This is a genomic window from Bacillus sp. MT94 (assembly GCF_058792475.1).
Map to the genome: position 1 here is coordinate 868,504 of NZ_JBXAEZ010000002.1, position 26,125 is coordinate 894,628.

The 26,125-nt window shown below is 36.4% G+C and carries 30 protein-coding genes; 7 read left to right on the plus strand and 23 right to left on the minus strand.

What is annotated here, in order from left to right; all coding sequences use genetic code 11:
• Window positions 1-21: 21 nt before the first annotated feature.
• From pyk to dnaE, 7 genes are all read right to left on the minus strand, one after another.
• Window positions 22-1,779 (minus strand): pyruvate kinase, encoded by a 1,758-nt coding sequence (pyk, locus tag AC1Q51_RS10220; RefSeq protein ID WP_001232667.1) that lies wholly within the window; start codon window positions 1,777-1,779, stop codon window positions 22-24.
• A gap of 53 nt (window positions 1,780-1,832) precedes the next feature.
• Window positions 1,833-2,792: a 6-phosphofructokinase gene (gene pfkA / locus AC1Q51_RS10225; protein WP_000821158.1), complete on the minus strand. Its 960-nt coding sequence runs from the start codon at window positions 2,790-2,792 to the stop codon at window positions 1,833-1,835.
• A gap of 128 nt (window positions 2,793-2,920) precedes the next feature.
• Window positions 2,921-3,895: an acetyl-CoA carboxylase carboxyl transferase subunit alpha gene (accA, locus tag AC1Q51_RS10230; RefSeq protein ID WP_000818801.1), complete on the minus strand. Its 975-nt coding sequence runs from the start codon at window positions 3,893-3,895 to the stop codon at window positions 2,921-2,923.
• On the minus strand, window positions 3,883-4,752 hold the full coding sequence (gene accD, locus AC1Q51_RS10235) for an acetyl-CoA carboxylase, carboxyltransferase subunit beta (RefSeq protein ID WP_000942859.1): 870 nt from the start codon (window positions 4,750-4,752) through the stop codon (window positions 3,883-3,885). The genes accA and accD overlap by 13 nt, the downstream gene beginning before the upstream one ends.
• 185 nt (window positions 4,753-4,937) lie before the next feature.
• On the minus strand, window positions 4,938-5,582 hold the full coding sequence (locus AC1Q51_RS10240; protein ID WP_000204444.1) for a FadR/GntR family transcriptional regulator: 645 nt from the start codon (window positions 5,580-5,582) through the stop codon (window positions 4,938-4,940).
• Window positions 5,583-5,596: 14 nt separating this feature from the next.
• Entirely contained in the window at window positions 5,597-6,805 is a 1,209-nt protein-coding gene (gene ystJ / locus AC1Q51_RS10245; protein ID WP_161114790.1) for an NADP-dependent malic enzyme, read from the minus strand.
• Window positions 6,806-6,938: 133 nt separating this feature from the next.
• Window positions 6,939-10,265: a DNA polymerase III subunit alpha gene (dnaE, locus tag AC1Q51_RS10250; protein ID WP_492331485.1), complete on the minus strand. Its 3,327-nt coding sequence runs from the start codon at window positions 10,263-10,265 to the stop codon at window positions 6,939-6,941.
• A 42-nt stretch (window positions 10,266-10,307) separates the two neighbouring features.
• Here dnaE and AC1Q51_RS10255 point away from each other — a divergent pair, with 42 nt between their 5' ends.
• Window positions 10,308-10,721, plus strand: coding sequence for a YtrH family sporulation protein (locus tag AC1Q51_RS10255; protein WP_002005839.1), 414 nt, complete (start codon window positions 10,308-10,310; stop codon window positions 10,719-10,721).
• On the plus strand, window positions 10,718-11,221 hold the full coding sequence (gene ytrI, locus AC1Q51_RS10260) for a sporulation membrane protein YtrI (protein WP_001265736.1): 504 nt from the start codon (window positions 10,718-10,720) through the stop codon (window positions 11,219-11,221). Before AC1Q51_RS10255 ends, ytrI begins: the two co-directional genes overlap by 4 nt.
• A gap of 51 nt (window positions 11,222-11,272) precedes the next feature.
• Here the strand turns inward: ytrI and AC1Q51_RS10265 are convergent, their stop codons facing one another.
• The gene (locus AC1Q51_RS10265) at window positions 11,273-12,205 is read right to left on the minus strand and encodes a DHH family phosphoesterase (RefSeq protein WP_053563565.1); all 933 of its coding nucleotides are present in this window, start codon (window positions 12,203-12,205) and stop codon (window positions 11,273-11,275) included.
• A 159-nt stretch (window positions 12,206-12,364) separates the two neighbouring features.
• Between AC1Q51_RS10265 and AC1Q51_RS10270 the strand changes: the two genes are divergently transcribed.
• Entirely contained in the window at window positions 12,365-12,670 is a 306-nt protein-coding gene (locus AC1Q51_RS10270; protein WP_001144766.1) for a YtpI family protein, read from the plus strand.
• A 7-nt stretch (window positions 12,671-12,677) separates the two neighbouring features.
• Here AC1Q51_RS10270 and AC1Q51_RS10275 read toward each other — a convergent pair whose 3' ends face one another.
• Window positions 12,678-12,941, minus strand: a complete 264-nt coding sequence (locus AC1Q51_RS10275; RefSeq protein WP_000093046.1) for a DUF3949 domain-containing protein — start codon at window positions 12,939-12,941, stop codon at window positions 12,678-12,680.
• A gap of 209 nt (window positions 12,942-13,150) precedes the next feature.
• Window positions 13,151-14,464: a CBS domain-containing protein gene (locus tag AC1Q51_RS10280; protein WP_000201579.1), complete on the minus strand. Its 1,314-nt coding sequence runs from the start codon at window positions 14,462-14,464 to the stop codon at window positions 13,151-13,153.
• 244 nt (window positions 14,465-14,708) lie between these two features.
• Here AC1Q51_RS10280 and AC1Q51_RS10285 point away from each other — a divergent pair, with 244 nt between their 5' ends.
• Window positions 14,709-14,870 (plus strand): hypothetical protein, encoded by a 162-nt coding sequence (locus AC1Q51_RS10285; RefSeq protein ID WP_000976017.1) that lies wholly within the window; start codon window positions 14,709-14,711, stop codon window positions 14,868-14,870.
• A 39-nt stretch (window positions 14,871-14,909) separates the two neighbouring features.
• Here AC1Q51_RS10285 and AC1Q51_RS10290 read toward each other — a convergent pair whose 3' ends face one another.
• On the minus strand, window positions 14,910-15,593 hold the full coding sequence (locus AC1Q51_RS10290; protein WP_000868922.1) for a metal-dependent hydrolase: 684 nt from the start codon (window positions 15,591-15,593) through the stop codon (window positions 14,910-14,912).
• Between the two features lie 149 nt (window positions 15,594-15,742).
• Between AC1Q51_RS10290 and pepQ the strand changes: the two genes are divergently transcribed.
• Window positions 15,743-16,840 carry a Xaa-Pro dipeptidase gene (pepQ, locus tag AC1Q51_RS10295; protein ID WP_000994037.1) on the plus strand — a complete coding sequence of 366 codons (1,098 nt, stop codon included), beginning with the start codon at window positions 15,743-15,745 and terminating at the stop codon, window positions 16,838-16,840.
• A gap of 29 nt (window positions 16,841-16,869) precedes the next feature.
• Here the strand turns inward: pepQ and AC1Q51_RS10300 are convergent, their stop codons facing one another.
• Together AC1Q51_RS10300 and AC1Q51_RS10305 are read right to left on the minus strand one after the other, a co-directional pair.
• Window positions 16,870-17,235 (minus strand): DUF3221 domain-containing protein, encoded by a 366-nt coding sequence (locus AC1Q51_RS10300; RefSeq protein WP_090976921.1) that lies wholly within the window; start codon window positions 17,233-17,235, stop codon window positions 16,870-16,872.
• A 20-nt stretch (window positions 17,236-17,255) separates the two neighbouring features.
• Complete coding sequence (locus AC1Q51_RS10305; protein WP_000816700.1) at window positions 17,256-17,630, minus strand: hypothetical protein; 375 nt, start codon at window positions 17,628-17,630, stop codon at window positions 17,256-17,258.
• Window positions 17,631-17,821: 191 nt separating this feature from the next.
• On the opposite strand from AC1Q51_RS10305, the gene AC1Q51_RS10310 reads away from it, so the two are divergent.
• Window positions 17,822-18,649, plus strand: coding sequence for a DUF2785 domain-containing protein (locus tag AC1Q51_RS10310; protein WP_075718711.1), 828 nt, complete (start codon window positions 17,822-17,824; stop codon window positions 18,647-18,649).
• A gap of 13 nt (window positions 18,650-18,662) precedes the next feature.
• Here AC1Q51_RS10310 and AC1Q51_RS10315 read toward each other — a convergent pair whose 3' ends face one another.
• The 9 genes from AC1Q51_RS10315 to AC1Q51_RS10355 all read right to left on the minus strand — a co-directional run bounded on the left by AC1Q51_RS10315 (window position 18,663) and on the right by AC1Q51_RS10355 (window position 24,747).
• Window positions 18,663-18,869 (minus strand): hypothetical protein, encoded by a 207-nt coding sequence (locus AC1Q51_RS10315; protein ID WP_001248905.1) that lies wholly within the window; start codon window positions 18,867-18,869, stop codon window positions 18,663-18,665.
• Window positions 18,870-18,932: 63 nt separating this feature from the next.
• Window positions 18,933-19,946, minus strand: coding sequence for an anti sigma factor C-terminal domain-containing protein (locus tag AC1Q51_RS10320; RefSeq protein ID WP_071731420.1), 1,014 nt, complete (start codon window positions 19,944-19,946; stop codon window positions 18,933-18,935).
• Window positions 19,927-20,436: an RNA polymerase sigma factor gene (locus tag AC1Q51_RS10325; RefSeq protein WP_089171831.1), complete on the minus strand. Its 510-nt coding sequence runs from the start codon at window positions 20,434-20,436 to the stop codon at window positions 19,927-19,929. The genes AC1Q51_RS10320 and AC1Q51_RS10325 overlap by 20 nt, the downstream gene beginning before the upstream one ends.
• Before the next feature lie 120 nt (window positions 20,437-20,556).
• Window positions 20,557-20,901, minus strand: coding sequence for a DUF6176 family protein (locus tag AC1Q51_RS10330; RefSeq protein ID WP_001100204.1), 345 nt, complete (start codon window positions 20,899-20,901; stop codon window positions 20,557-20,559).
• 2 nt (window positions 20,902-20,903) lie between these two features.
• Window positions 20,904-21,692 carry a GNAT family N-acetyltransferase gene (locus AC1Q51_RS10335; RefSeq protein ID WP_078400665.1) on the minus strand — a complete coding sequence of 263 codons (789 nt, stop codon included), beginning with the start codon at window positions 21,690-21,692 and terminating at the stop codon, window positions 20,904-20,906.
• The gene (locus AC1Q51_RS10340) at window positions 21,689-22,021 is read right to left on the minus strand and encodes a cupin domain-containing protein (RefSeq protein WP_000450933.1); all 333 of its coding nucleotides are present in this window, start codon (window positions 22,019-22,021) and stop codon (window positions 21,689-21,691) included. Before AC1Q51_RS10340 ends, AC1Q51_RS10335 begins: the two co-directional genes overlap by 4 nt.
• A 44-nt stretch (window positions 22,022-22,065) precedes the next feature.
• Entirely contained in the window at window positions 22,066-22,467 is a 402-nt protein-coding gene (locus AC1Q51_RS10345; RefSeq protein ID WP_090976919.1) for a hypothetical protein, read from the minus strand.
• A 141-nt stretch (window positions 22,468-22,608) separates the two neighbouring features.
• Window positions 22,609-23,742, minus strand: coding sequence for an alanine dehydrogenase (gene ald, locus AC1Q51_RS10350; protein ID WP_001219401.1), 1,134 nt, complete (start codon window positions 23,740-23,742; stop codon window positions 22,609-22,611).
• A 213-nt stretch (window positions 23,743-23,955) separates the two neighbouring features.
• Window positions 23,956-24,747, minus strand: coding sequence for an SDR family oxidoreductase (locus AC1Q51_RS10355; protein ID WP_090977626.1), 792 nt, complete (start codon window positions 24,745-24,747; stop codon window positions 23,956-23,958).
• A gap of 147 nt (window positions 24,748-24,894) precedes the next feature.
• Between AC1Q51_RS10355 and AC1Q51_RS10360 the strand changes: the two genes are divergently transcribed.
• Window positions 24,895-25,353, plus strand: coding sequence for a universal stress protein (locus AC1Q51_RS10360; RefSeq protein ID WP_001066673.1), 459 nt, complete (start codon window positions 24,895-24,897; stop codon window positions 25,351-25,353).
• Between the two features lie 41 nt (window positions 25,354-25,394).
• Here the strand turns inward: AC1Q51_RS10360 and AC1Q51_RS10365 are convergent, their stop codons facing one another.
• Window positions 25,395-26,090 (minus strand): hypothetical protein, encoded by a 696-nt coding sequence (locus tag AC1Q51_RS10365; RefSeq protein ID WP_090976918.1) that lies wholly within the window; start codon window positions 26,088-26,090, stop codon window positions 25,395-25,397.
• Window positions 26,091-26,125 lie beyond the last annotated feature (35 nt).

The following is a 26,125-nucleotide window of genomic DNA, read 5'->3' on the forward strand; positions in this document are numbered from 1 at the left end:
CGATCCTTCTCTCCGTATTACTTATAGCACTTCCGCATGTCCATTATAAACAATTCCGCGTGCTGCATCAACTGTTACTTCTTGGCCATTTTTTAAAGTTGCTGTTACGCCGTTTACACCAACGATAACAGGAATACCGATTGATACGCCTACAACAGCAGCATGGCTTGTTAAGCCACCTTCTTCTACAACTAAAGCAGCAGCTTTTTCGATTGCAGGAATCATATCTTTATCAGTGCTTGTTGTAACAAGGATATCACCTTCGTTTACGTTCGCTACAGCTTCAGCAGCTGTTTTTGCTACAACTACTTTACCTTTTGCAGCTTTACGACCGATTCCTTGTCCTTTAGCAACTTCTTCACCAACAACGTGGATTTTCATTAAGTTTGTTGTACCAGTTTCAGCAACTGGAACACCAGCAGTAATTACTACAGTATCTCCAAGGCCGATTAGACCTGCATCCATACCTGTTTGAATTGCTGTATCTAACATTTCGTCAGTTGAAGCTGCGCGCTTCTCAGCCATAAATGCTTGTACACCCCAAACAAGTGCAAGACGACGTCCTACTTGCTCGTCAGATGTTACAGCTACGATTGGAGATTTTGGACGGTATTTAGAGATCATTTTCGCAGTATGTCCACTTTCTGTTGGAGCTACGATTGCAGCTACATCAAGAGCAAGTGCTGTATGCGCAACAGATTGGCTAATTGCATCTGTAATTGTTGGAGTGAACTCTTTAATACGTTTTTTGAACATATCTTCGTATTGTAATGATTTTTCAACACGTACTGCAATGTTAGCCATCATTGTTACTGCTTCTACCGGATATTGACCAGCAGCTGTTTCACCTGAAAGCATGATTGCATCTGTACCATCGAAGATTGCGTTAGCTACGTCACTTGCTTCAGCACGAGTTGGACGTGGGTTACGTTGCATAGAGTCTAACATTTGTGTCGCAGTAATAACTGGTTTACCTAACACGTTACATTTTTTGATTAGACGTTTTTGTACTAATGGTACTTCTTCTGGTGGAATTTCTACACCCATATCACCACGAGCTACCATTAAACCGTCAGAAACTTCTAAGATTGAATCGATGTTGTCGATACCTTCTTGGTTTTCGATTTTCGGTACGATTTGGATGTATTGAGCGCCATGCTCTTCTAATAATTCACGGATTTCTAATACGTCAGACGCTTTACGTACGAATGAAGCTGCGATGAAATCAACTTTTTGCTCGATACCGAAGATGATATCTTTTACGTCTTTTTCAGTGATACCAGGAAGCTTAATGCTTACGTTTGGTACGTTAACACCTTTTTTATTTTTTACAGTTCCGCTGTTAAGAACTTTTGTACGGATGTTTCCATCAGCTTTTTCGATTACTTCTAGTTCGATAAGACCGTCATCGATTAGAATGCGAGAACCTGGGTCTACATCGTCATAAAGACCAGCATAAGATACAGAGAACTTCTCTGCAGTACCTAATACTTGCTCAGTAGAAAGAACTACTTCTGCACCTGTTACAAGCTCAGCTTGTCCGTCTACGAAGTCGTGAGTACGGATTTCTGGACCTTTTGTATCAAGTAAGATACCAACTGTTTTACCAGTTTTCTTTGAAGCTTCACGAATGTTTTTAATACGAGCTCCGTGCTCTTCATGGCTACCATGAGAGAAGTTTAAACGAGCAACGTTCATACCTGCTTCGATTAATTGCTCTAATTTTTCAATACTTTCACTAGCAGGACCTATAGTACATACAATTTTAGTTTTACGCATATTGCACCTCCGAAAATTATGAAACCGTTCCCAAATATCTGACATTACGCCGATTAGATGGATAATTCTTTAGATAATTGATACATATCTTTATCGATTGTATGCTTTTGAGCTAACGCTTCGATAATATCATGATCAACAAGTTTGTTATCTTGAATACCTACACAACGTCCACCTCTACCAGCAATTAATAATTCAACTGCTCTTGCGCCAAGACGACTTGCTAATACACGGTCTTGTGCACTTGGTGATCCGCCACGTTGTACGTGACCTAATACAGTTACACGAGTATCAAAGTTTGTTGCTTCTTCAATGTGCTTACCGATGTCAATTGCACTTCCAACACCTTCAGCTACAACGATAATACTGTGTTTTTTACCACGTTCACTACCGCGCTTCAGACGAGCGATAACATCATCCATGTCATACTCTTCTTCTGGAATTAAGATTGTTTCTGCACCATCAGCTAAACCAGCCCATAATGCAATATCACCAGCGTGACGTCCCATTACTTCGATAACATATGTACGTTCATGAGATGTAGCTGTGTCACGGATTTTATCAATTGCATCAATAACAGTGTTTAAAGCTGTATCGAAACCAATTGTGAAGTCTGTTCCAGGGATATCATTGTCGATTGTACCTGGTACACCAACACATGGGAATCCTTGTTCAGTTAATTTTTTAGCGCCTTGGTAAGAACCATCTCCACCAATAACAACAAGTCCTTCGATACCATGTTTCTTTAATTGCTCGATACCTTTTAGTCGTACTTCTGGGTCTTTAAACTCAGGACATCTTGCTGTATATAATTTCGTACCACCGCGGTGGATAATATCGCCAACAGAACCAAGTTCTAATTTTTCAATGTGACCAGAAATTAATCCAGCGTATCCATGGTAAATACCATATACTTCAATATCATGGAAAATCGCTTTACGAACAACTGCACGAATGGCAGCATTCATACCAGGTGAATCTCCACCACTTGTTAATACACCAATACGTTTCATTTGTACTCACCTCATAAAGATTATTTGCCTTATAATAAAATAACACGAAAAAATATAAAAACACAATGGAGAAGATGTGTCTTTTCATAATAAAAACGTGCATTCGCGAAGAGGAACGCACGCTTTTCTTATTTTATCCCAATGGAAGCGTTTGAAAACGAAACTTGCCCAATTTTCATATATTTTTCATAACGTTTTTCGATTAATTCATCTTTCGAAATTCCGTTTAATTGTTCAAAAGTTTTTCTAATCATTAAGTCTATATTTTCTGACTGTTTTAAAAGATTACGGTGAGCTCCACCTTTTGCCTCTGGAATAATTTCATCAATTACACCTAATTCTTTCAAATCTGCTGCTGTAATTTTCATTGCTTCTGCAGCTTCCTTTGCTTTTCCTGCATCTTTCCAAAGAATTGCCGCTGCACCCTCTGGTGTAATAACAGAATAAGTGGAATTTTCTAGCATATGAATGTAATCTCCTACTCCAAGACCTAGCGCACCACCACTACCGCCTTCACCGATAACGATACAAATAACTGGTACCGTTAAACCTGCCATCTCAAATAGGTTGCGGGCAATAGCTTCACTTTGTCCACGTTCTTCAGCTGCTTTACCAGGATAAGCTCCCTTCGTATCGATGAAACAAATAATAGGACGATTAAACTTTTCCGCTTGTTTCATGAGACGCAGTGCTTTTCGATATCCTTCTGGATGAGGCATTCCAAAGTTACGGCGAATATTTTCTTTCGTATCTTTTCCGCGCTGATGCCCAATTACAGTTACAGGCATCCCTTTATATTTCGCAATGCCGCCGACAATCGCTGCATCATCGCCAAATAGACGATCTCCATGACATTCGAAAAAATCAGTAAATAAGTGCTCAATATAATCGAGCGTTGTCGGTCGTTCTGCATGACGAGCAATTTGAACACGGTCCCATACTTTTAGATTGCCGTATATATCTTCCTCTAAATTTTCTAGCTTTTCTTCCAAAATACGAATCTCCTCACTGAAGTCCATCTGGCTGTTTTTCGTATAGTCTTTCAGTTCACGAATCTTATTTCTTAGCTCAACAACTGGTTTTTCAAATTCTAGCTCTGCCATACAGCCATTTCCCCTCCTTGATGAACTTCTAAAATCTTGCGAAGCGATTCTCTCATATCATCACGATGCACCACCGCATCTAATTGACCATGATCTAGTAAGAATTCTGCCGTTTGGAAATCTTCCGGTAGTTTCTCACGCACCGTTTGTTCAATTACACGTCTACCAGCAAATCCGATAAGTGCACCTGGTTCTGCAAGATTATAATCACCAAGTGAAGCGAAACTCGCTGAAACCCCGCCCGTCGTTGGGTGAGTCATAACAGAAATGAATAACCCTCCTGCATTACTATGCTTTTTCAAAGCTACGCTTGTTTTTGCCATTTGCATTAAACTTAATATCCCTTCTTGCATACGGGCACCACCCGAAGCAGTAAAGATAATAAATGGAACTTGTAAGTCGTACGCCTTTTCAACCGCACGGGCGATTTTTTCTCCTACTACAGAGCCCATGCTCCCCATTCGAAAACGAGAATCCATTACTGCAACAACAACAAGCATGTCATCAATTGTTCCTTCACCAGTTACAACCGCTTCGTTCAATTCAGTCTTCTTACGATCGCTCTCTAGTTTCTCTTCATAACCTGGAAACTCGAGTGGATTTAATGAAACCATTTCTTTGTCATACTCACGGAATGACCCTTCGTCCAATATACTATTAAGACGTTCCCATGCATTCATAGGATGATGATATCCACAATTCACACATACTTTTAAATTTTTTAGAAGTTCTTTCGTATACATGATTTTTTTACATTCCGGACATTTTGTCATAACGCCATCTGGCACATCTTTTCGTACTTGTTCTGAAGGTATTGCAGCGTACTTTTTCTTTTTCACGAATAAATCTCTTAGCACAATTTGACCCCCTTCGTTGAGAGCTAAGGTTAGCGTAAGAAGAAAATGGGGCTAACACCAAAGTTTGATGTTAGCCTTATCTTCTCAATCTGTCTAATAACCTCACTCTTTACGTTTAACTTTAACCGCTACGCGGTAGAATGTTTGTCATAACGTGTCATGGTCATTTCGACAAATTTTATACATTACGAGTGAAACTGTATATTCTCTACTAATTCATCGTAAATTTTTAGTGCATCATTTTCTTGTTTTTCTTCCAAAGTAGCATAAAGCTTTCTATACATATCGATAGAATCTCTTGAAACTTTACAAGAAAGAGTTGCTACGTAATCATTTACGATCATCCAAATGCGATATAGTAAATAATTATCGACTTGTTCAATAAGTGTTTTAAAGAACGTTTGATGAAGCGTTGGGATTGAGCTTTCATTTTCTTCAAGTACTTGGTGTAATCTACTTAGTACTTTAGAAAACGTTTCTTTCGGTAAATTACATACAATTCGAATCATATCTTTCTCAAGCAATCGTTTTGTTTGTAATAAATCACGAATTGTTTTCTCATCTTGCAGTAAGAACGGAGCAATTAATTGTACAAGACCGTTATCATAAAAGTTTCGAATAAACGTCCCTTCACCACGTCTCGTTTCAATCAATCCTACCAGTTCTAAAGCACGCAATGCTTCTCTTACAGAGGAACGTCCTACGTTTAAACGTGAACTTAACTCGCGCTCAGACGGCAAACGATCCCCCGCTACCAATCCATCCTCTTCCATAATGGAACGAATTTTTTTTACAATTTCGAGATATACTTTTGTATTTGATGATGTCAATGGAAATTCCTCGCTTATTCTTTACCAATCAGCGCTAATTGTTTTGTTTTTTCAGCGATCTCATTTGGATCTACTTGACGGCGAGCTACTCCTGTCTCCATTGCTGCTTTTGCAACGTAAGCCGCTACTTGAGGCGCTACACGCGCGTCAAATGGTGCCGGAATAATATAGTCTGCATTTAACTCGTCTTCTGCTACAAGCTCAGCAATAGCCTGTACAGCTGCCATCTTCATTTCTTCGTTAATTTGTGTCGCATGTACGTCAAGTGCACCGCGGAAAATACCAGGGAACGCCAGTACATTATTTACTTGGTTCGGGAAGTCAGAACGACCTGTTCCAACAACAGCTGCGCCCGCTGCTTTTGCCAATTCTGGCATAATTTCTGGAACTGGATTTGCCATTGCAAAAATAATCGCATTGTCATTCATTGTACGAACCATCTCTTCTGTTAATGCACCTTCTGCAGATACACCAATGAATACGTCCGCACCTTGTACAACATCAGCTAAAGAACCTTCTATACGATTCTTATTTGTATATTTTGCAACTTCATCCTTCACCGGATTCATACCTGTAGGACGACCATCATAGATTGCCCCTTTACGGTCACACATAATAATGTCGCGTACACCATAGCGATATAAAAGTTTAATAATTGCAATACCTGCTGCACCTGCGCCATTTGCGACAACTTTAATGTCAGACATTTTCTTTCCAACTAATTTCAGTGCATTTACAAGACCTGCTACTGTTACGATAGCTGTTCCGTGTTGATCATCATGGAAGATAGGAATATTTGTTTCTTTTTTCAAACGCTCTTCAATAATGAAGCAGTTTGGTGCTGCGATATCTTCTAAGTTAACGCCGCCAAAAGTTGGCTCCATTAATTTTACAGTTTCAACAATTTTATCTACATCGTTTGTATTTAAGGCAATCGGGAATGCATCTACACCAGCAAAGCTCTTGAATAATACAGCTTTACCTTCCATTACTGGAAGAGATGCTTCAGGTCCAATGTTACCAAGACCAAGTACAGCTGTTCCATCTGTCACAACTGCTACCATATTTCCCTTCATCGTATATTCATATACCTTACTTTTATCGTCATAAATTTCTTTACAAGGTTCTGCAACCCCTGGAGAATATGCAAGACTTAAATCTTTTGCATTTTCTACTTTTACTTTTGATACAGTTTCTAATTTTCCTTGATGCACTTTATGCATGTGAAGTGCTTCTTCACGAAGTGTTGACAAACTATCCACTCTCCTCAAATTATTCTTGCTGATATCAATTTCTCCAAGTGGTCTGACCACGAACACTACTACTATAATAATCGAAGTGTAGGGAAATTGTCCATTATATTTTCACAACTACATTTTCTTCCCCGACAATTTTACGAAGTGCTCCTAAACATTCTTCACTTGGATGAATCGATAAACTTCGAGATAATTGTACCATTTTATGTTCCTTTTCATAATAAATTAGTACTTTCGCAAAACCTGAATAGTCGAACAATATTTTCGTAACCTGATTTAAAAGCTTTTTCTCATACTGAGACGGCAATTTCACGTAAACAGATGCATCTTTCTTTTCTTCATAAACATCCATTTCCTCTAGCGGATATAGTCCATTTACAATCCATTGCAGCTTATGATTTCTTAGCTCAATCATGCCGTCAACTAAAACAATTGCTCCTTCTTGTAACTTATCCGAGAAATGTATATACGTTTCCGGGAAGAGGACCGCTTCCATTTCATCATTTTGATCACAGAATGTAATAAATGCCATCTTTTGAAACTTTTTCGTACGAATCACTCTCACACTTGTTATATACACAATAGCTCTTTGTACTTTTTTCTTGTGTCGCATCGCCTGAGCGAGAGATGGAATTTCTAATTCTTTTGATAACTTTACATACTGCGCAGTCGGATAACTTGATAAATAAAAGCCAAGTGCTTCTTTCTCTTTATTTAGTTGTTCAATAAAAGATAGCTCTTCTCCTTGTACGTATTTTGATTTTGGAACAGCATCCCCTAAATCACGCGCGAGATTTGCGTACTCCAACGCCCCTTTAAGACTTTTCCATAAATTCGTTCTCGAAACACCAAAATCATCAAAACATCCCGACCAGACGAAAGCTTCTAAATTGCGCTCTGTTACAAACTTTGACGGCATACGGAGACAAAATTCAAATAAATCTTCGAACATTTTTTTCTCTCGTTCTTCTAATAATGCCGTCACTGTAGCCATTCCAATATTTCGAATCGAAAGTAAACTGTAACGTATCGCATTCCCCTCTATTTGGAAGTTGTAACCACTTTTTTGAAGAGACGGCGGCAAAACATGAAAACCCTTTCGCTTCGTTTCTCGTATATACTGTACAATTTTATCTTCATTTCCAATTGCACTTGATAATAGTGCCGTCATAAATTCCAGCGTATAGTTCGCTTTTAAGTAGGCAAGCTGATATCCGATCATACTGTAAGCTACAGCGTGACTTCGGTTAAAACCGTAATTCGCAAATCTTACAATTAAATCATAAATTTTCTCAGCAGACGTCTCATTGTAACCATTTTGCAAACAACCTTGGACAAAATGCTTACGTTCCTGATCTAAAATATCACGATTCTTTTTACTCACTGCACGGCGCAGTAAATCTGCTTCACCAAGCGAAAACCCTGCTAACTTCGATGCAATTTGCATAATTTGTTCTTGGTATACAATGACGCCGTATGTTCTTTCTAAAATTGGCTTTAAATCCGGATGTAAATATTCAATTTTTCTTTTTCCATGTTTCGATTCAATAAAGGTCGGTATCTGTTCCATCGGTCCCGGTCTGTATAATGAGTTAACAGCTACGATATCTTCAAACTCATTCGGTTTTAACCCGCGAAGTACATTTCGCATACCACCTGACTCAAGCTGGAATACACCTGTTGTATCCCCTCTCCCTAATAATTGGAACGTCTTTTCATCTTGAAGAGGTAAGTTTCTTATATCGATTTCTTTTCCTGTTTTGTTCGCGATAAATTTTATAATATTTTCAAGTAACGTTAAATTACGTAATCCTAAAAAGTCCATCTTAAGCAACCCAAGTTCTTCTAGCGCATCGGCTGGATATTGCGTAACATAAACATCGTTATGTCCTTCTTGAATTGCTACACTGCCTGTTAGCGGTTCTTGACTCATAATAACGCCAGCCGCATGAATAGACGTATGACGTGGTAAACCTTCTACACGTTTTGCGATTTCAAACACACGCTCATGCAGAAGATTCCCTTGTATAAACTCACGAAGTGATTGTGATTCTTCATATGCATCTTTTAACGTTATACCAAGCTTTGATGGGATAAGTTTTGAAAATATATCAATATCTCGCGGCGGAAGCCCCATTACGCGGGCAATGTCTCTAATTGCCGCTTTTGCTGCAAGCGTACCAAACGTTACAATTTGCGCAACACGGAGCTGACCGTATTTATCTTTCACATAGCGAATCATCTCATCACGTCTTACGTCTGGAAAATCAATATCAATATCGGGAAGCGTCACACGTTCAGGATTTAAAAACCTTTCAAATAATAGATCGTATTCAATCGGATCAATATCTGTAATTTCTAATACGTATGAGACGAGTGAACCAGCTGCCGATCCACGACCTGGTCCTGTTAAAATATGATTTTCATGTGCATACTTCATAAAATCCCATACGATGAGGAAATAATCACTAAATCCCATACGAGAAATAACATTTAATTCATGATTTAAACGCTTTATATGCACTTCTTTCGGCGCACCATATCGTTTCCGTAAACCTTCTTCACAAACACGACGCAAGTATATATCACTCGTTTCATTAGACGAAACAGGAAACTTCGGAAGTTGATTTACATGGAACGGTATTTCTACTTGGCAACGCTCTGCAATTTTCATTGTATTTTGGATTGCTTCCGGCGCATGGGAAAATAGTGCTTCCATTTCATCCGATGACTTTAAATAATATTGATCTGTTTTCAGCCTCGGCCTATCTGGATCAGTCATTTTCGTTCCACTTTCAACAGATAGTAAACATTCGTGAACAAGTGCGTCACTTTGATTGATATAGCGCACATCGTTTGTTGCAACGACTGGAATATTAACCCTACTAATAAATTCAGGTATTTTCTCTTGTAAAAGCAACTCATCTTGAATCGCATGATGCTGCAAACTCATATAAAAATGGCCGAACATATTTTGATATGTGCGAGCTACTTCTTCAGCCTGACTCTCATTGTCTTCTAGTAATAATTGCTCAATTTCGCCATCTTTACCTGGTGAAATAGCAATTAATCCTTTCGCATAATGCGCAAGCCACTTCTTAGGAATACCTTCTTTGGATTTTGTCATAATACTGCTAGAAATCTTTAATAAATTTTGGTAGCCTATTTCATTCTCAGCAAGTAATACAAGTGGATAAGACCTTTCTTCTTCTTCACTAAAAATAGAAGCGGTTAATCCAATAACAGGCTGTATACCATGTTTCTTACATGCTTTATAAAACGGAATAACGCCATACATAACATTTTCATCCGTAATAGCCAGCGATGAAAAACCAAGTTCTTTCGCCCTGACTACAAGCTCATCAATTTTACAAGCACTTTTTAATAAACTAAAAACGGTTTGACATTGTAAATGCACAAACTTCACTGTTGTACCCTCTCTTTACCTATTTGACTACTTTTATTATAGGTGATGAGGAAAGCGGAAATCAAAACATACTTCTTATACTTTGTCCATATATATGAAGAAGAAAGGGGAATGACGATGGATGTAAGAGAACATACTTTTTTCTCTCTGCTTATTATTAGTTATTTTATTGCCTTTGGGGTTATACTTGGCGGTTCATTAATTGGTGGATTTGGTGCGTTTCTTATCGGAAAACCAGCTCTAACTTACATTAATCAATTCGCCCAAAATTTAAGAATTTGGGCACTCGTTGCAGCAATTGGTGGAACATTCGATACCTTTTATAGCTTTGAAAGAAGTTTCTTTGGCGGAGATATGAAAGATATCGTAAAACAAATTCTCCTTATTTTTTTCGCAACTGGTGGTATGCAAACAGGTCTCATTATTATTAAATGGCTAACGCAGGAACATGTATGAGAGTACCAAGTGCCAATACAGCAAAAAGATGGTACTTAGTATTAGCTGGTGCTGCTGTCGGAGGCGTGTTGAGCTGGTTTATTTTTTTGTACATATACGGTGTTTTTCAAGAAGAACAAGCTAGTAAAATAGCAGAACAAAGAGAAATTATAGAAAAACAAGAAGCAAAGCTCCACGTCCTTCTCGAAGATCAAGAAAAATTGAACACTGAAAATAAACGGCTCTTAACCATTCAAGAGATTAAAATAAAACTTATCAATCGAGAAAAATACGATTTAGACAATCTTACACTCGAAAATATGACTACATCTATCCATAATGATCTCCAGCATCTTTTAACGAAAAACATTCAAAGTATCGCAAAAAATAAAGACCTACTCAAAAAGGTAATCGAAAACAAAACGTACAAACATTACGATCGACTATACCGTTTTAAAGTCGATACAATATCTTTTGATACAGTGCTTGAAATTAGCATTACTATAGAAAAGGAAAAATAAAGAAGGAGGGCTTTAGCGCCGCTCCTTCTTTTCGTTCTAACATATAGTCCCTTATTTACAAATCTCACGTAAATCAGCAAAAAGACGATCCGCTTCTTCCCAAGAAGATGCCTTGGCACCAGAAGCCATCGGATGTCCTCCGCCGTTATATTGCATTGCCAATTTGTTTATAACTGGTCCTTTTGAACGAAGACGAACACGAATTACGTCGTCTTCCTCTAAAAATAGAACCCACGCCTTTAATCCATCAATATTGCCAAGCGCTCCAACAACACCAGATGCTTCAGAAGGAAGTACATCAAATTCTTCTAATACTTCTTTCGTTAATTTAATGTAAGCTGCTCCTTCTTCTACCATCGTAAAGTTTTGTAAAATATAACCGTTTAAACGAGCAATTTTTTCTTTTGTCTTATACATTTCATTGTATAAATCTGTGAATTTCACACCCATGTCAACAAGCTCACTTACGTAACGAAGTGTTTTTGCTGTCGTATTTGGGAATAAGAAACGACCTGTATCTCCAACAATTCCTGCTAAAATAAGGCGGGCTGCTTCTTTTGTTATTTTTAATCCTTTATCTTTTCCATAGTTATAAAACTCATAAATCATTTCACTTGTCGAACTCGCTGTCGTATCTACCCACGTAATATCTCCATATGGATCTTCATTTGGATGATGATCAATTTTAATTAACATCTTCCCTTTTGTATAGCGTTGATCGTCAACACGTTCTTGATTCGCAGTATCACAAACAATAACAAGCGCATTTTCGTATATACTATCTTCAATATCATCCATTACTCGTAAGTATGCTAACGACGGTTCATTGTACCCAACCGTATAAATATTTTTCTCTGGAAACGATTCTTTTAGAATTGTACCAAGGCCACCCTGTGAACCTAATGCATCTGGATCCGGACGCACGTGGCGATGAATAATAATTGTATCAAACTCTTTAATTGCTCCTAAAATTTGCTCATGCATATGTATAATCTCCTTTTTAATCAACTTCTTCACTTTATCTCTCATTATAACGGAAAGTATTTCATACATGCGAACAATTGCTTTATAATAAAAGTTAGAAAGTTTAGATATTTCTTTTTTCTCCACTATTTTTTTCATAAAACGATGGGAGTGTTCATTATGCCAGTATTAGTCTTCTGTATTATCGTCTCATTTATGTTGTATCTCTTCTACAAAACAAAATACTTTCGTACAAACCGCCCAATGGAGAAAGGTTGGCTCTCTGGAAAATCCGCAATGGCACTCGGTTCATTCGTCTTATTCTTCGGGATAAACCAATTCTTTTTAGAACTTTCAACCGCTCGTATTATCGTTGGTATCTTATTCGTTCTATTTGGTAGTGCAAGTGTATTTAATGGATTTCGCCAATACAAACATTTCTTACCATTAGCAGTTAAAGAAGCAGAAGTCTATGAAACAACGTAAAAAAGCATCAAAATTGTGATGCTTTTTTACGTCCTCTAACTTTTAAAATCATATATGCGACAAACGCAGATGGTATATTAAATGGGTTACCTTGTACGTGAAAATGTAATTGTTCTTCTCCAAAAGACATTTTTTCATATAGCTCTCGCTGAGATAATCCTGTCTTTTCCTTTTTTTCATGTAAACCTTGTAAATATAAATATTGGATCGGTATCATTACAAGAAAGTAAAATAGTGCGATACTACCAAAAAAGAGTACGGCTGACGACATAATGTATACCACCTTCCACAAATCCATTTTCTTACAATATAATCATAACACAATATACAACCAAATTGAATTACTATTCTGTCTTTTCTTGCGTTACTTTTCCACTCCACCCCATACATATTTCACTAAAACTCTCATCTAAAATCATGCCTTTCAAATTTAAAACAACAAAAAAAATGGAACAAATCAAAACGATTTGTTCCATCTTTTTATTTATCAATTAACTGAACCATAAGTAATGCTTTTCCAACGACATTACCTTCATGATGCACCTCTACATCAACCTTACCAAATTTACGCCCAATTTCTAATACTTTCGGATGAACGGATACAACATTATCAATTTGAACCGGCTTTACGAAATAAATTGTTAAGTTTTCAACAATTAAATCGCTTTTCTTTTGCGCACGAATAACGCGATTTGTCGCTTCTGTCACAATTGTTGCAAATACACCGTACGATAACGTTCCGATTGAGTTCGTCATTTGCGGCGTCACTGAAAATTGATATAGATGCTCATTTTTCGCTTCTTTTGGCGTCATAAATTGATTCGTTACAATATCATCAATTGTTTCTCCAACTTGTGGCTGACGTTGAATCATTTGCAGTGCCTGAAGTACATCTTGACGGCTAATGATACCTTGCAGTTTATTTCCTTCCTCAACGACAGGAAGTAATTCAATTCCTTCCCACACCATCATACGTGCCGCAGCTGCGACAGACATTTTACCATTCACTGTAATTGGGTGTTTTGTCATTACTTTATCAATTGGTGTTTCTTTCGCTACACCGATCATGTCTTTTGAAGTTACGATTCCTAGCACTTTTTTATTTTCATCTACAATTGGATATCTTCCGTGCATTGTCTCTTCATTATATGCATGCCATTGCTGTACTGTATCATGTGGCTTTAAATATAACGTTTCTTCAATTGGTGTTAAAATATCCTCAACAAGTACAATTTCTTTCTTAATCAGTTGATCATAAATTGCACGGTTAATTAACGTTGCGACCGTAAATGTATCGTAGCTACTTGAAATAATCGGCAGCTTTAATTCGTCTGCTAATTTCTTCACATGATCTTCCGTATCAAATCCACCCGTAATTAATACAGCAGCTCCAGTTTCTAGCGCTAATTGATGTGCATTCGTACGGTTACCAATAATGAGTAAATTCCCAGCTTCTGTATAGCGCATCATCGCTTCTAATTTCATAGCTCCGATTACGAATTTATTTAATGTTTTATGTAGTCCTTCTCTGCCCCCAAGTACTTGACCGTCGACAATGTTAACGACTTCTGCATATGTCAGTTTTTCGATATTTTCTTTCTTCTTTTGTTCAATTCGAATTGTTCCGACACGTTCAATTGTACTAACATACCCTTTATTTTCTGCATCTTTAATTGCACGGTAAGCTGTCCCTTCACTTACACTCAAATCTTTCGCAATTTGTCTTACAGAAATTTTATGGCCTACTGGCAGGCTATTAATATGTTCTAAAATTTGGTTATGCTTGGTAGCCAAATGGTTTCACCATACTTTCTTTTCCCTAAATTCTTCATGTGTTGTACTTTCAGTATACTATATTTTCAAAACTGTTACACTCTCTCTTTGCATACCTGTACTATTTTTTTTATAACAAAATGACTCTTACATTCCACCAGTCATTCTATTACAACAATGTAATGCTATTGTCATCTCATTCGATAGTTCGCCCACTTGATTCCCTATACAATGAAGACAAGAAATAAAACAAAGGAGCGGACACATGATGAAAAAATTTTTAGAGGTTGTAGGTGCTGTATTTTTAGCTTTCGTAGATGGGAAAAAAGTTGCAATGGAATTGAATGAAACACCTGAACAACCACGTACCAAAAGAAAAGAATCACCAAAACAAATACAAGCATTAAAAGCTGTTCTACACACGTAAAAACCCTTCACTTTTCTTTTCAAATGAAGGGTTTCTTTTCTATAGTGTAATACTTTCTCCAGCTTCTAATACTTTCCCTGTACAATTTTGTAGCTTTTCTACAAATTGATATGGATCTTGTTCAATAACTGGGAACGTATTGTAATGCATCGGTACAACAGTTTTCGCATTAATCCATTTTGCCGCTAGTACAGCATCTTCTGGTCCCATTGTGAAATTATCACCAATTGGTAAAAATGCTAGATCAACTTTATTTAATTCCCCAATTAACTTCATATCAGAGAATAGTGCAGTATCTCCTGCGTGGTACACTGTTTTCTCTTCTGCTGTAAATAAAATACCTGCTGGCATACCTGTATATGTAATCGTCTTATTTGCTTCATCAATATAACTAGAGCCGTGGAATGCTTGTGTAAACTTCACTTTTCCGAAGTCAAATTCATGTGAACCACCAATATGCATCGGATGTGTATTTACACCTTGCCAACTTAAAAATGTTGCTAGTTCAAATGGCGCTACAACAACTGCATTATTTTTCTTCGCAAGTTCTACTGTATCTCCAACATGATCACCGTGTCCATGCGATAAAAGGATTGCATCCACTTTTACATCTTCAGCTTTTAAATCTGTTTTCGGATTACCTGTTAAAAACGGGTCAATTAAAATAACTTTTCCATTCGCCTCAATTTTCACAACTGAATGCCCATGATAAGATACTTTCATTATTACATTCCTCCCCTATTCACATTCTCACTTTTTATTCTACATGATTTTTCAATTCCCTGTCTTTTCTAACATCTATTTACTTGTCATAACGCTTTCTTCCGAGTTAAAGTTATATTTGTAATTAAATATCTCGGGGGTGCCAATCGATGAATGCTAGATTAGAAAATTTAATGCAATGGCTAAAAGAAAAAAACGTAGAAGCTGCGTTCTTAACTTCTACACCGAACGTCTTCTACATGACGAACTTCCACTGTGAACCGCATGAAAGATTACTTGGTATGTTTGTATTCCAAGAAAAAGAACCTATTTTAATTTGTCCTAAAATGGAAGAAGGTCAAGCACGTAACGCTGGCTGGGCACATGAAATTATCGGATTTACTGATACTGACAGACCATGGGATATGATTGCAAAAGCAATTAAAGACCGCGGCATCAATGCAAATGCAGTTGCAATTGAAAAAGAACATTTAAACGTAGAGCGCTACGAAGAATTAACGAAATTATTCCCAAATGCAGCTTTCAAATCAGCTGAGGAGAAAGTTCGCGAACTTCGTTTAATTAAAGATGAAAAAGAACTTTCTATTTTACGCGAAGCAGCTAAAATGGCGGACTACGCTGTTGAAGTTGGTGTAAATGCAATTAAAGAAAACCGTAGCGAGCTAGAAGTATTAGCAATTATTGAACACGAATTAAAAACAAAAGGCATACATAAGATGTCATTTGATACGATGGTATTAGCGGGTGCAAACTCCGCTCTTCCACACGGTATTCCTGGCGCAAACAAAATGAAGCGCGGTGATTTCGTACTATTTGATTTAGGTGTAATCATTGAAGGTTATTGCTCTGATATTACACGTACAGTAGCATTCGGTGAGATTTCTGAAGAGCAAACTCGCATTTACAACACTGTACTTGCTGGACAACTACAAGCAGTTGAAGCATGTAAACCAGGTGTTACACTTGGCGCAATCGATAACGCTGCTCGTTCTGTTATCGCAGATGCAGGTTACGGAGACTTCTTCCCGCACCGACTTGGTCATGGACTTGGAATTAGCGTACACGAATATCCAGATGTAAAAGCTGGTAACGAGTCTCCATTAAAAGAAGGTATGGTCTTCACAATCGAACCTGGTATTTACGTACCAAACGTAGGTGGCGTTCGTATTGAAGATGATATTTACATTACAAAAGACGGATCAGAAATTTTAACGAAATTCCCGAAAGAATTACAATTTGTAAAATAATAAAAAGGCAGCGTGAATGCTGCCTTTTTTTATTCCTCTACTATTTCAAATTTCTCTACAATCATTCTTGCTGGATAGCTTTCAAGTATTTGAGAAAACCATACTTTTATTTTATCCCCTGTTTTTAACTGTTTATATGCGTCTTTGTCCTTAAAGCTCAAGACTATATGTGATGGATGCTCTTTATTCATTTGTTGTTCTATATAATTTTGTAACTCTACTTTTGTGTTAAACGTTTTATCATCGACAAAAAATACCGTGTCATTTCTTAATATGATATACCCTTCTTTAGGGACTTCTTTTACCGTTACCTGCTCTACTTGTTTTGTAGTACAAGCTGATAATATGACTAGAAATACATTTAAAAACATAACAATTTTCACATGCCTATTCATTTTTAACTCCTTACTTTAGGCTATTTCAAATTTAACACCATCTTCTCCTCATACTTATCATCCCATTTAATTACAACTTCTATCGGTTCATCTTTAGATAGAGGTGCACAACTTACACAAGAAGATTTTATTTCAACCCTTGCTCCTTTATGAACTTCTGACGTTTGTGTCATTGTACTAAAGGCTCCATTAATAGCAATCTCTAAGTTTTTAAATTCTGTCTTTCCATCCCCACCCTTATATTGAAACGTAAACATTCCATCTTCACTGTCATCCTTAATATGCCCTTTATATTGTCCAGTCCAACTTTTGCTCTCGCTAGAAAAATTAACATACGAAATGGAACAGCTTCCTAAAAAGAAAATACTAATAAAAAAGAATAATGCTCTCTTCATAATGCCCTCTCCATTCAAATGCACTTATTTATCCCGCATTTACGGACAGTAAGATCCCCACATCAAAATTCGGTGAAAGCAAAGAAGTTAGGTGGGGAATCCCCCCCACTAATTAAAGTTTCACTTCATTGCCTATTCCTTCCTTTTATTATACTATTAAAATACATAATTTTCTAAAACAGGAGGTTTATATGTTACAACAACAGTTAGAAAAAATTCGTAATAATAATTACATCATAGATAACACACTTCATATTGATTCTTTAAGTTCCAGTATGCTTGAACATATCGGTGTTACTGATAGCTACTTAAGGGACAAACTCATCTACTCTACTTTTTATCATCTCATCAAAAATCGCTATCTTTCACACACACAATTACAGAAACTATTATTAGAAAGCATCGGTGAAAAATATTTATTGTATAAGATTCATTCAGATGATGAAGATGCTGTATTTACTCGTGCATTTACAACCTTATTAATTGCGCTCATTATAGATGCAGATACAACTCATAATTTCTTATCACAGAATGATATTTTAACTGTAAAAGATCAATTAATTCTATATATGAACAATGAACATGATTTCCGCGGATATGTGCAAGACCACGGATGGGCACATAGTATCGCACATGCTTCCGATACATTTGAGGCGCTTGTTCATAGTCCTAAACTAGAAACTTTACATTACGAAGAGATATTAAAAACTTTGTTAAACAAAGTTTTTGTCCATTCTATTTACTATAAATACGAAGAAGACGAGCGTCTCGTTTATCCGATTGTCGCAATGCTGCAAAATGGCCTAAAAGAAGAAATACTCATATTAGCCCTTCGTGACTTAGTAGCTCAATTACCGGTCCAAAAACAAGCACTACCTATTGAATCGTACGAGTTTTTATATGGAAATACAAAATCTTTCTTACGTAGCTTATTTTTCAGACTACGCACACTTTCTATATGTGAAGAAACCGAATTCGAAATTGAAAAATTGCTACAAGAGCTTCCAAAATATTATTAAAAAAGAAGGCCACTCAAAAAGTGCCTTCTTCTATTTCACTAATATTTAATTGAAATTTCACGATCCAAACTGAGAAAAGGTGGACAAGAAGCGCAAACGCCATACATGCTCCACTTAAAAAAGTTAGTATAGGATGCGAATACACGTGCCCCAATCCATAGGATATCGCCACGAAAAACATTGTTATGTAAATATAAATTGCTCCATGTATTTGCCTCATATAAACCTCCTTTTCCCATATTATAACATAAATTTTCTGATTATTCACATTAATTGCTTGTAATCAATATTTCTCAACTGTTACACCTCTTACAGCAGCCTTAATATACGGTGACCCTTGTAAACTTTGTAAATCCTCTGTTTTTCCTGTTACGACTATACCGTATATTGGTAGGTCTTTTGGTTTGGTGTTTTTTATTTCTTTATAATATTGTTCAAAATAATCACTTGGTATACCTTCACTATTTTTTGTTAAATACTTCATTTGGTACAGAAACTCTTTTGAGTTTATTGTTAAATCGTTTTTCACATCTTCTTTTACTTTTGCATAACTTCCTTCAAATCCAAAAACATTTCTAGCCATTTCCGCATTTAATACTGCGCCATTTTTAGGATCTTTTAACCCTACATAAGAATCACTTTTCTTTTCATTATATGTATCTACCCAAAACCAAACTGGCTGTACACTTTTCGGAAGCATCTCAATAATTTGTTCAGCTGTATACGATTTATCAAAAGATAAGGCTACTTCTGCAACTTTATTTTGCAAATCTCCAATATTTTTCAGGTCATCCACATAATTTTTATAAGTAACGAAAGGTAAATAAAACCTCATTTCCCTCTGCATTGTTTGCACATTATAATCTGGTATCGTAACAGCCTCTTCACCCCTTTTTTCCTCATCTAGACTAACAAGTTCACCATTGTAATGCTTCATACTATAACTCCATATACCAGATTCGTATATATCATTTACCCATTTCACTGGTTGACCAGCTATATTTTTATAAGAGTTATATATTACTGTACTTCCTGTCATACCAAGACTTAAATACATGCTTCCGCTGAAACGGATATTAGGCCCTTGAACCATATGTAGTGCATTCATTTCTCTTTCCATTTTTCTAAATGTTTGCTGAGAAAAGTAAGTTGCACCCAAAAACAAAGTTACTATAACCATAATGGACGCACAAATAGAAATAAGCCAGTTTCTCCAAAACTGCTTCCTCTTCGCTCTCTTCATCAAAGTCTTCATCTGCTTATCATTCATATTCAAATCAAAGTCCTTCCGACTCATCATTTCTCCTCCTATACAGTTTTTTAAATTGATTTCTTGCACGGTACAAGCTTGTTTTTACTGTATCTTCTTTCATACTTAATAAAATGGCAATTTCCTTATAAGATAGTTCATACTCATATTTCAACAGTAAAATATGACGATATTCCTCCGTCATCGTCTCCAATATTTCTTGTACTTCTCCTTGTAACTCACTTGTTAAAAGCACTTCATCTAATGACTTTTGCCCAATAAGAACGACTGATTCAATTGCGATTGGATTTAGTCTTTTTTCTTTCCGGTGCAAATCTCGGTGCTGGTTGATTGCAACTCTAAATAGCCACGGTGCTAAATGTCCTAACGGTATTTCCTCCATAAGCAATAAAGCTTTATACAACGTATCTTGCACAATATCTTCTGCTTCTTTTCTATCAGCTCCAATCTTAATTAAATATCCAAACACAGCTTTTGATTTCTCTATTAATAACGATTCAAACGTATCATGACTCATTCGGCTCTCCTCTCTATATACTCAACGTTTGAGAGCGTAAAATGTATACAGCTTTTCAAAAAAAAATCCCATAATAAAAAGCACATCCATTTTGATGCGCTTCTCTGAAATACTATTCTATTATTTCATCGCTTCCTTCACAACATCTTGAATCATAACAACTTCTGTTTTCATATCAATAGACGGTGCTTCTTCATCGATACATTCATACCAAAATGCTAAGTGCTTTTTATCAATTTCATGATGCGAATTTTCGACAAAAATACCACCTTCTCCTTGCACAGAATACCAATATAAGTACTCTTCTCCATCTCTTATTTCCCGGAAAATTGTCTCAACGTACATTTTTTCGTCGTTTAATGTCAAAAGCACTTCTTTCAAATTGTCATTAAGAAGCTGCATCCATTCATCTACTCGATGACTCTTACCAGGCTTAACTTTAAATCTTGTTAATTCTACATTCATTTTTATTCCCCCGTTTTCTTACGTACAAACAAACTATATTCTATTGGATGATAAAAACTTAATTTACTAGCTAATTTTCGCGAAGGAATATTGTCTACATAACAATCCCAGCTCGGTATAATGTCATTTTGCATGCAATGTTCAATGAACCTTGTTGCAACAGCTTGAGCTAATCCTTTCCCTTGATGTGCTTCATGTGTTGCAATATCTATTTCAGCAAAACCATTCCCGCTAAATATTGAGACACATTCAGCTACAATTATCCCATCTTGTTCTATACAAAATCCAAAACCACTGTTCAAAAACGTTTCTTTTGATCCCCAATACTCTTTGTAGTACTCCTCTTTAAATTCACTGCTGCGCTCTATATCTCTTCTATCAATACGCTTCACTTCATATGTATTTTTGTTAAAATCTCGTTGACTCTCTTCAAAGGTTACGCTTTGAAATTTCATTCGCGGGATGTCCCGAAGTACATTACTAAAACGCTCTTCTATCATCATTTCCCACTCTTCACTCGAAGTGAACAGTGTAAATCTCTTCTCTGTTTTTTCAATAGCCGTTTTTAAATATGAAAATAACTCTTCGTTATAATTTTGATCATCCGTATCACCAAATAAATAATAGATACCATTAGCTGTAATAATTAATCCTGCTGTTAATTGCCCGTTTATAAAAACCTCGCCATCTATCATTTGATCACATACCGCATAAGCAAACGTCGTCGTTCTTGTATTACCTTCTAAAACCGGAAGAACTTTTCTATAATCGGCTACAGATAATTTTTTCATAATTGCTCCACTTTAATCGTATCAGCCTCTATATGTTCAAAACAAAGATTTACCGTTCTCTTTAATGCTCTCGTTCTATGAATCGTACATGCTGGAATTAAAATAGAATCATTTGGCTTTAAAACCGCTGTTTCTCCATCTTCAAAATCAATAAGTAATTCTCCCTCTAGCACAATAAATAATTCATCCGAATTAGAATGATAGTGCCAATCATATTCACCAGTAAATACAGCGATTCGTAAACAATGACTGTTTATATTTGAAACGACGAAGTTTTTATGTTGATCTTGAATGTCTTTTGTTAATTCTATTAAGTTCACAGTTTCCATATTTCATCCCATCCTTTCGTTAGTCGTTCTTCTGAAAAATTAACTTAACCTCCACCATCACTTGAGCTACTACAATCACTACTACTGTAGTGACCGAATCCACTTGATGAGCTTGAAGTGTATGAAGATCTTTTGCTTCTTTTTCTATCTTTTTTACTTTCATGACTAGGCCATACTGTAGCAAAGAGTATAACGAATAAGGCTAATTCTATTACAACAAGTATAAATTCTAGAATGCTCTCAATAATATTGGGAGTTATCCCAAAACTGTAAAACACTCCAAATGAATACATACACAAAATTACATACAGAGCCATACAAATATACCGGAATGTTTTTTCTATCATAATGACTACTTTTTGTGAAAAAGGTATGTTCTGTTTCTGTTTTTTCTTTATGTACTTTTGTCTTTTAGCTTGCTTTTGCTTCCTTTTTTTACTCCCCATTGAATCCCCTCTTTTATTATATAATTCTAAATTATCATAATATAAATCGATTTACACCAATAAATAACAATTATTCACATGTTATTTCCCCATATAAAAAAGACCCTCCTTATGAAAAGGAAGGTCTCAAATGTATTTCTATTATGATAAAGCAGGAGCTTTTTCAAGTAGCTCTTTCGCATCAGCGTATTGTAAGCCGTGAGCTTCTGCAACTGCTTCGAATGTTACATATCCATCTAATGTGTTAATACCTTTTAATAATGCAGAGTTGCCTAGGCAAGCATCTTTATAGCCTTTGTTCGCAATTTGTACTGCATATGGTACTGTTACGTTTGTTAATGCAAGAGTTGACGTACGTGGAACCGCACCTGGCATATTAGCAACTGCATAATGAACAACGCCATGTTTTTCGTAAGTTGGGTTGTCATGAGTTGTAATACGATCAGTTGTTTCGAAAATACCACCTTGGTCAATCGCAATATCTACAACGACAGAACCCGGTTCCATTGATTGAATCATTTCTTCAGTTACAAGTTTTGGCGCTTTTGCACCTGGAATTAATACTGCTCCAATAACAAGGTCAGATTCTTTAACAGCTTCTGCAATGTTGTATGGATTAGACATTAATGTTTTTACTTGGTTACCGAAAATATCATCTAATTGACGAAGACGTTCTGCACTTAAGTCAATGATTGTTACATCTGCACCTAAACCTACTGCAATCTTAGCTGCGTTTGTACCAGCTTGACCACCGCCGATGATTGTTACTTTGCCGCGTTTTACCCCTGGAACGCCTGCAAGTAAAATACCTTTACCGCCTTTGTTTTTCTCAAGGAATTGTGCACCGATTTGTGCAGACATACGACCAGCTACTTCACTCATAGGTGCAAGTAATGGTAAAGAACGATTGTCTAATTGTACTGTTTCGTATGCGATTGATGCAACTTTGTTATCGATTAATGCTTTCGTTAATTCTGGTTCTGGAGCTAAGTGTAAGTATGTGAATAAAATTAAACCTTCACGGAAATAGCCGTATTCACTTGCTACTGGCTCTTTTACCTTCATAACCATATCTTGATTCCATGCTTCTTCAGCAGTTTCTACAAGTTTCGCACCAGCTTGTACGTATTCTTCATCTGTAAATCCAGATCCTAAACCTGCTCCTTTTTGAACAAAAACTTCGTGACCATTTTGTACTAAATGTACTGCTCCCGCTGGCGTCATTGCCACACGGTTTTCATTGTTTTTAATTTCTGTTGGAATACCGATACGCATGATTAGTTCCCCCTTGAGTTATGAAATGACCCCTGAATCATTTTTTAAAGCGCTTTCTACGCTCTTATATTTTAACATAATATCTCAATATTTGACAAAAAATAATACAAGTTTTCCGATAGATTTAATTTTATATTAAAGGACAGTATTATCCGCACCTCTCAGCACAATGGATAAACTGTCCAATTATTCGAAACTTCATCTTATTTTATTCTATCGATGTCTATGAATAACATCCACTGCACCAGTCACTTCAATAATTGTACCGGTAATCATATCGGAATCGTCCTCACATAAAAACGAAATGGTTCTTGCAATATCTTCACCTGTTCCAGATCTACCAATCGGTGTGTTATGCTCTTTCATCTGACGTGCTTCTTGAATAGTTGCCTCTTTCATATCGCCAATAATATCACCAGGACATACCATGTTCGCAGTAATACCATACTCCGCTTCTTCATAAGCAACTGTTTTCGTTAATGAAACAAGTCCTACTTTCGCTGCGGCAAAAGCTGAACGATAAATCCATCCCGGTGCACTATCCGCCCCTTGAAATCCGTAATTAATAATACGGCCAAAGTTCTGTTTTCTCATGACCGGAACAACAAGTTTTAATAAATGAAATACCGCTGTTAAATTTCCCTGAATCATTTCATTCCATTCATCTTCTTCATAATCAACTAACTTTTTTCGTTCAAATACATATGGACCAGCATTATTAATTAAAAAGTCAATTTTGCCAAAACGGCTCATCGCTTCTTCTACTATTTTATGTAAATCTTCCTTTTTCGTGACATCTGCTTGCACGAATTGTAGACGCTCTTCCACATCTTTATATGTTTCTTTCATCGTTTCCATAGCCGTGATATCGCTATGATACGTTACTGTTACTGAATAGCCTTTAGCCAATAACTTTTCTGTTACTTGCTTTCCTAAACCTTTCGTACCGGCTGTAATGAGCGCATGTCTCACAAAACTGCCCCCTTTTAAATTGCTATACTTCATATGTAACAAGTTCTCGCTCCAATTACAACTAAAATGAATTGAAACAGAGTTTTCAAAATTCTGTAACGTTTCTGGCAAGCACGTTACCAAAATTTGTTTTATAATTAAGTTGTAAACAGTTATAAAACAGATTGGGAGGAATTTACTATGAATAATACATATACAAATATTTTAATCGCGGTGGATGGTTCTAAAGAAGCAGAAAAAGCCTTTAAAAAAGCAATCCAAGTCGCAAAGCGCAACAATGCAACATTAACAATTGCTCATATCGTTGATGTAAAAGCGTACTCAGCTGTAGAGGCTTATAGCCGTGCAATTGCTGAACGTGCAAATCTATTTGCAGAAGACTTATTAGAAGACTACAAAAAAACTGCGCTTGAAGCTGGTCTTGAAAAAATTGAAACTGTATTAGAATTTGGTAATCCTAAATCTAAAATTTCAAAAGAAATCGCTCCAAACCATAAAGTAGATTTAATTATGTGTGGCGCGACTGGTTTAAATGCTGTTGAACGCTTCCTAATCGGTAGCGTCTCTGAACATATTATTCGCTATGCGAAATGCGATGTCCTTGTTGTTCGTGGTGATGAGGAGCAAGGTGAGCTTTAATTTATAGATAAAACACCAAGTCCACATAGGCTTGGTGTTTTTCATTTTATCAACTTCACTATAAACACAAGACATGCTACGACAACAACGGTAATTGCCAATACATAAGGCGGCAGAAACTTCAAAGACCATAATGCCATCATGATTGTCGCAACTGTTAAATACGTTTGCTTTGCATCTTCTGTCATTTTTTTACGAAGTAAGAAGACGTACAAATAGCCAATTGGCGGCGTAATGAAGCAAAGAACATATATGATTTTTGATTTTAAATACCATTTTTGTTCTCCAAGTTTCTTTATATCCCCTTCTATTCTCTTATGCTCTTGTTCTTTCGCTTCTTCTACAAGTGGGTCTTCCTCTTCTCCTCGCTTTTCTTTTATATAAGGAAGAAAGTGCATAAAAAAATAGTATGCGAATACGAACGCTCCAAATCCAATATTTAATCTTTCTAATGGAATATGCTCACTAAAAAAAGCAGCAGTAAGCACTACAGACAAACAGTATGTCATCATCCAAAATGAACGTTTTCTCTTTTTCCGTTCCATTTCTTTTTTGCCTTGTATATCTTTTCTTTTCGAAATCCATATAGAAATAAAGCAATCTACTACAGATAGAGCAAAAATAAATATCGCAACGTGTACTGTTTCTAAATCCTCAAATGAAAAGATATTTGGGAATGCAACATGCAATACAATTAGCGTGTACAAGATTAGCCCTATAAAATAAATACGTCTCATTTTTCATCCCTTTCTTATTTCCTAACATTACGTTA

Bases quoted from the DNA above. Each gene is read 5' to 3' on its own strand.
- pyk (WP_001232667.1), bottom strand. From the start codon at position 1,779: ATGCGTAAAACTAAAATTGTATGTACTATAGGTCCTGCTAGTGAAAGT.
- pfkA (WP_000821158.1), bottom strand. From the start codon at position 2,792: ATGAAACGTATTGGTGTATTAACAAGTGGTGGAGATTCACCTGGTATG.
- accA (WP_000818801.1), bottom strand. From the start codon at position 3,895: ATGGCAGAGCTAGAATTTGAAAAACCAGTTGTTGAGCTAAGAAATAAG.
- ystJ (WP_161114790.1), bottom strand. From the start codon at position 6,805: ATGCATAAAGTGCATCAAGGAAAATTAGAAACTGTATCAAAAGTAAAA.
- ytrI (WP_001265736.1), top strand. From the start codon at position 10,718: ATGAGAGTACCAAGTGCCAATACAGCAAAAAGATGGTACTTAGTATTA.
- AC1Q51_RS10265 (WP_053563565.1), bottom strand. From the start codon at position 12,205: ATGCATGAGCAAATTTTAGGAGCAATTAAAGAGTTTGATACAATTATT.
- AC1Q51_RS10270 (WP_001144766.1), top strand. From the start codon at position 12,365: ATGCCAGTATTAGTCTTCTGTATTATCGTCTCATTTATGTTGTATCTC.
- AC1Q51_RS10275 (WP_000093046.1), bottom strand. From the start codon at position 12,941: ATGTCGTCAGCCGTACTCTTTTTTGGTAGTATCGCACTATTTTACTTT.
- AC1Q51_RS10285 (WP_000976017.1), top strand. From the start codon at position 14,709: ATGATGAAAAAATTTTTAGAGGTTGTAGGTGCTGTATTTTTAGCTTTC.
- AC1Q51_RS10290 (WP_000868922.1), bottom strand. From the start codon at position 15,593: ATGAAAGTATCTTATCATGGGCATTCAGTTGTGAAAATTGAGGCGAAT.
- pepQ (WP_000994037.1), top strand. From the start codon at position 15,743: ATGAATGCTAGATTAGAAAATTTAATGCAATGGCTAAAAGAAAAAAAC.
- AC1Q51_RS10300 (WP_090976921.1), bottom strand. From the start codon at position 17,235: ATGAATAGGCATGTGAAAATTGTTATGTTTTTAAATGTATTTCTAGTC.
- AC1Q51_RS10305 (WP_000816700.1), bottom strand. From the start codon at position 17,630: ATGAAGAGAGCATTATTCTTTTTTATTAGTATTTTCTTTTTAGGAAGC.
- AC1Q51_RS10310 (WP_075718711.1), top strand. From the start codon at position 17,822: ATGTTACAACAACAGTTAGAAAAAATTCGTAATAATAATTACATCATA.
- AC1Q51_RS10315 (WP_001248905.1), bottom strand. From the start codon at position 18,869: ATGAGGCAAATACATGGAGCAATTTATATTTACATAACAATGTTTTTC.
- AC1Q51_RS10320 (WP_071731420.1), bottom strand. From the start codon at position 19,946: ATGAGTCGGAAGGACTTTGATTTGAATATGAATGATAAGCAGATGAAG.
- AC1Q51_RS10325 (WP_089171831.1), bottom strand. From the start codon at position 20,436: ATGAGTCATGATACGTTTGAATCGTTATTAATAGAGAAATCAAAAGCT.
- AC1Q51_RS10330 (WP_001100204.1), bottom strand. From the start codon at position 20,901: ATGAATGTAGAATTAACAAGATTTAAAGTTAAGCCTGGTAAGAGTCAT.
- AC1Q51_RS10335 (WP_078400665.1), bottom strand. From the start codon at position 21,692: ATGAAAAAATTATCTGTAGCCGATTATAGAAAAGTTCTTCCGGTTTTA.
- AC1Q51_RS10340 (WP_000450933.1), bottom strand. From the start codon at position 22,021: ATGGAAACTGTGAACTTAATAGAATTAACAAAAGACATTCAAGATCAA.
- AC1Q51_RS10345 (WP_090976919.1), bottom strand. From the start codon at position 22,467: ATGGGGAGTAAAAAAAGGAAGCAAAAGCAAGCTAAAAGACAAAAGTAC.
- ald (WP_001219401.1), bottom strand. From the start codon at position 23,742: ATGCGTATCGGTATTCCAACAGAAATTAAAAACAATGAAAACCGTGTG.
- AC1Q51_RS10355 (WP_090977626.1), bottom strand. From the start codon at position 24,747: ATGAAGTATAGCAATTTAAAAGGGGGCAGTTTTGTGAGACATGCGCTC.
- AC1Q51_RS10360 (WP_001066673.1), top strand. From the start codon at position 24,895: ATGAATAATACATATACAAATATTTTAATCGCGGTGGATGGTTCTAAA.
- AC1Q51_RS10365 (WP_090976918.1), bottom strand. From the start codon at position 26,090: ATGAGACGTATTTATTTTATAGGGCTAATCTTGTACACGCTAATTGTA.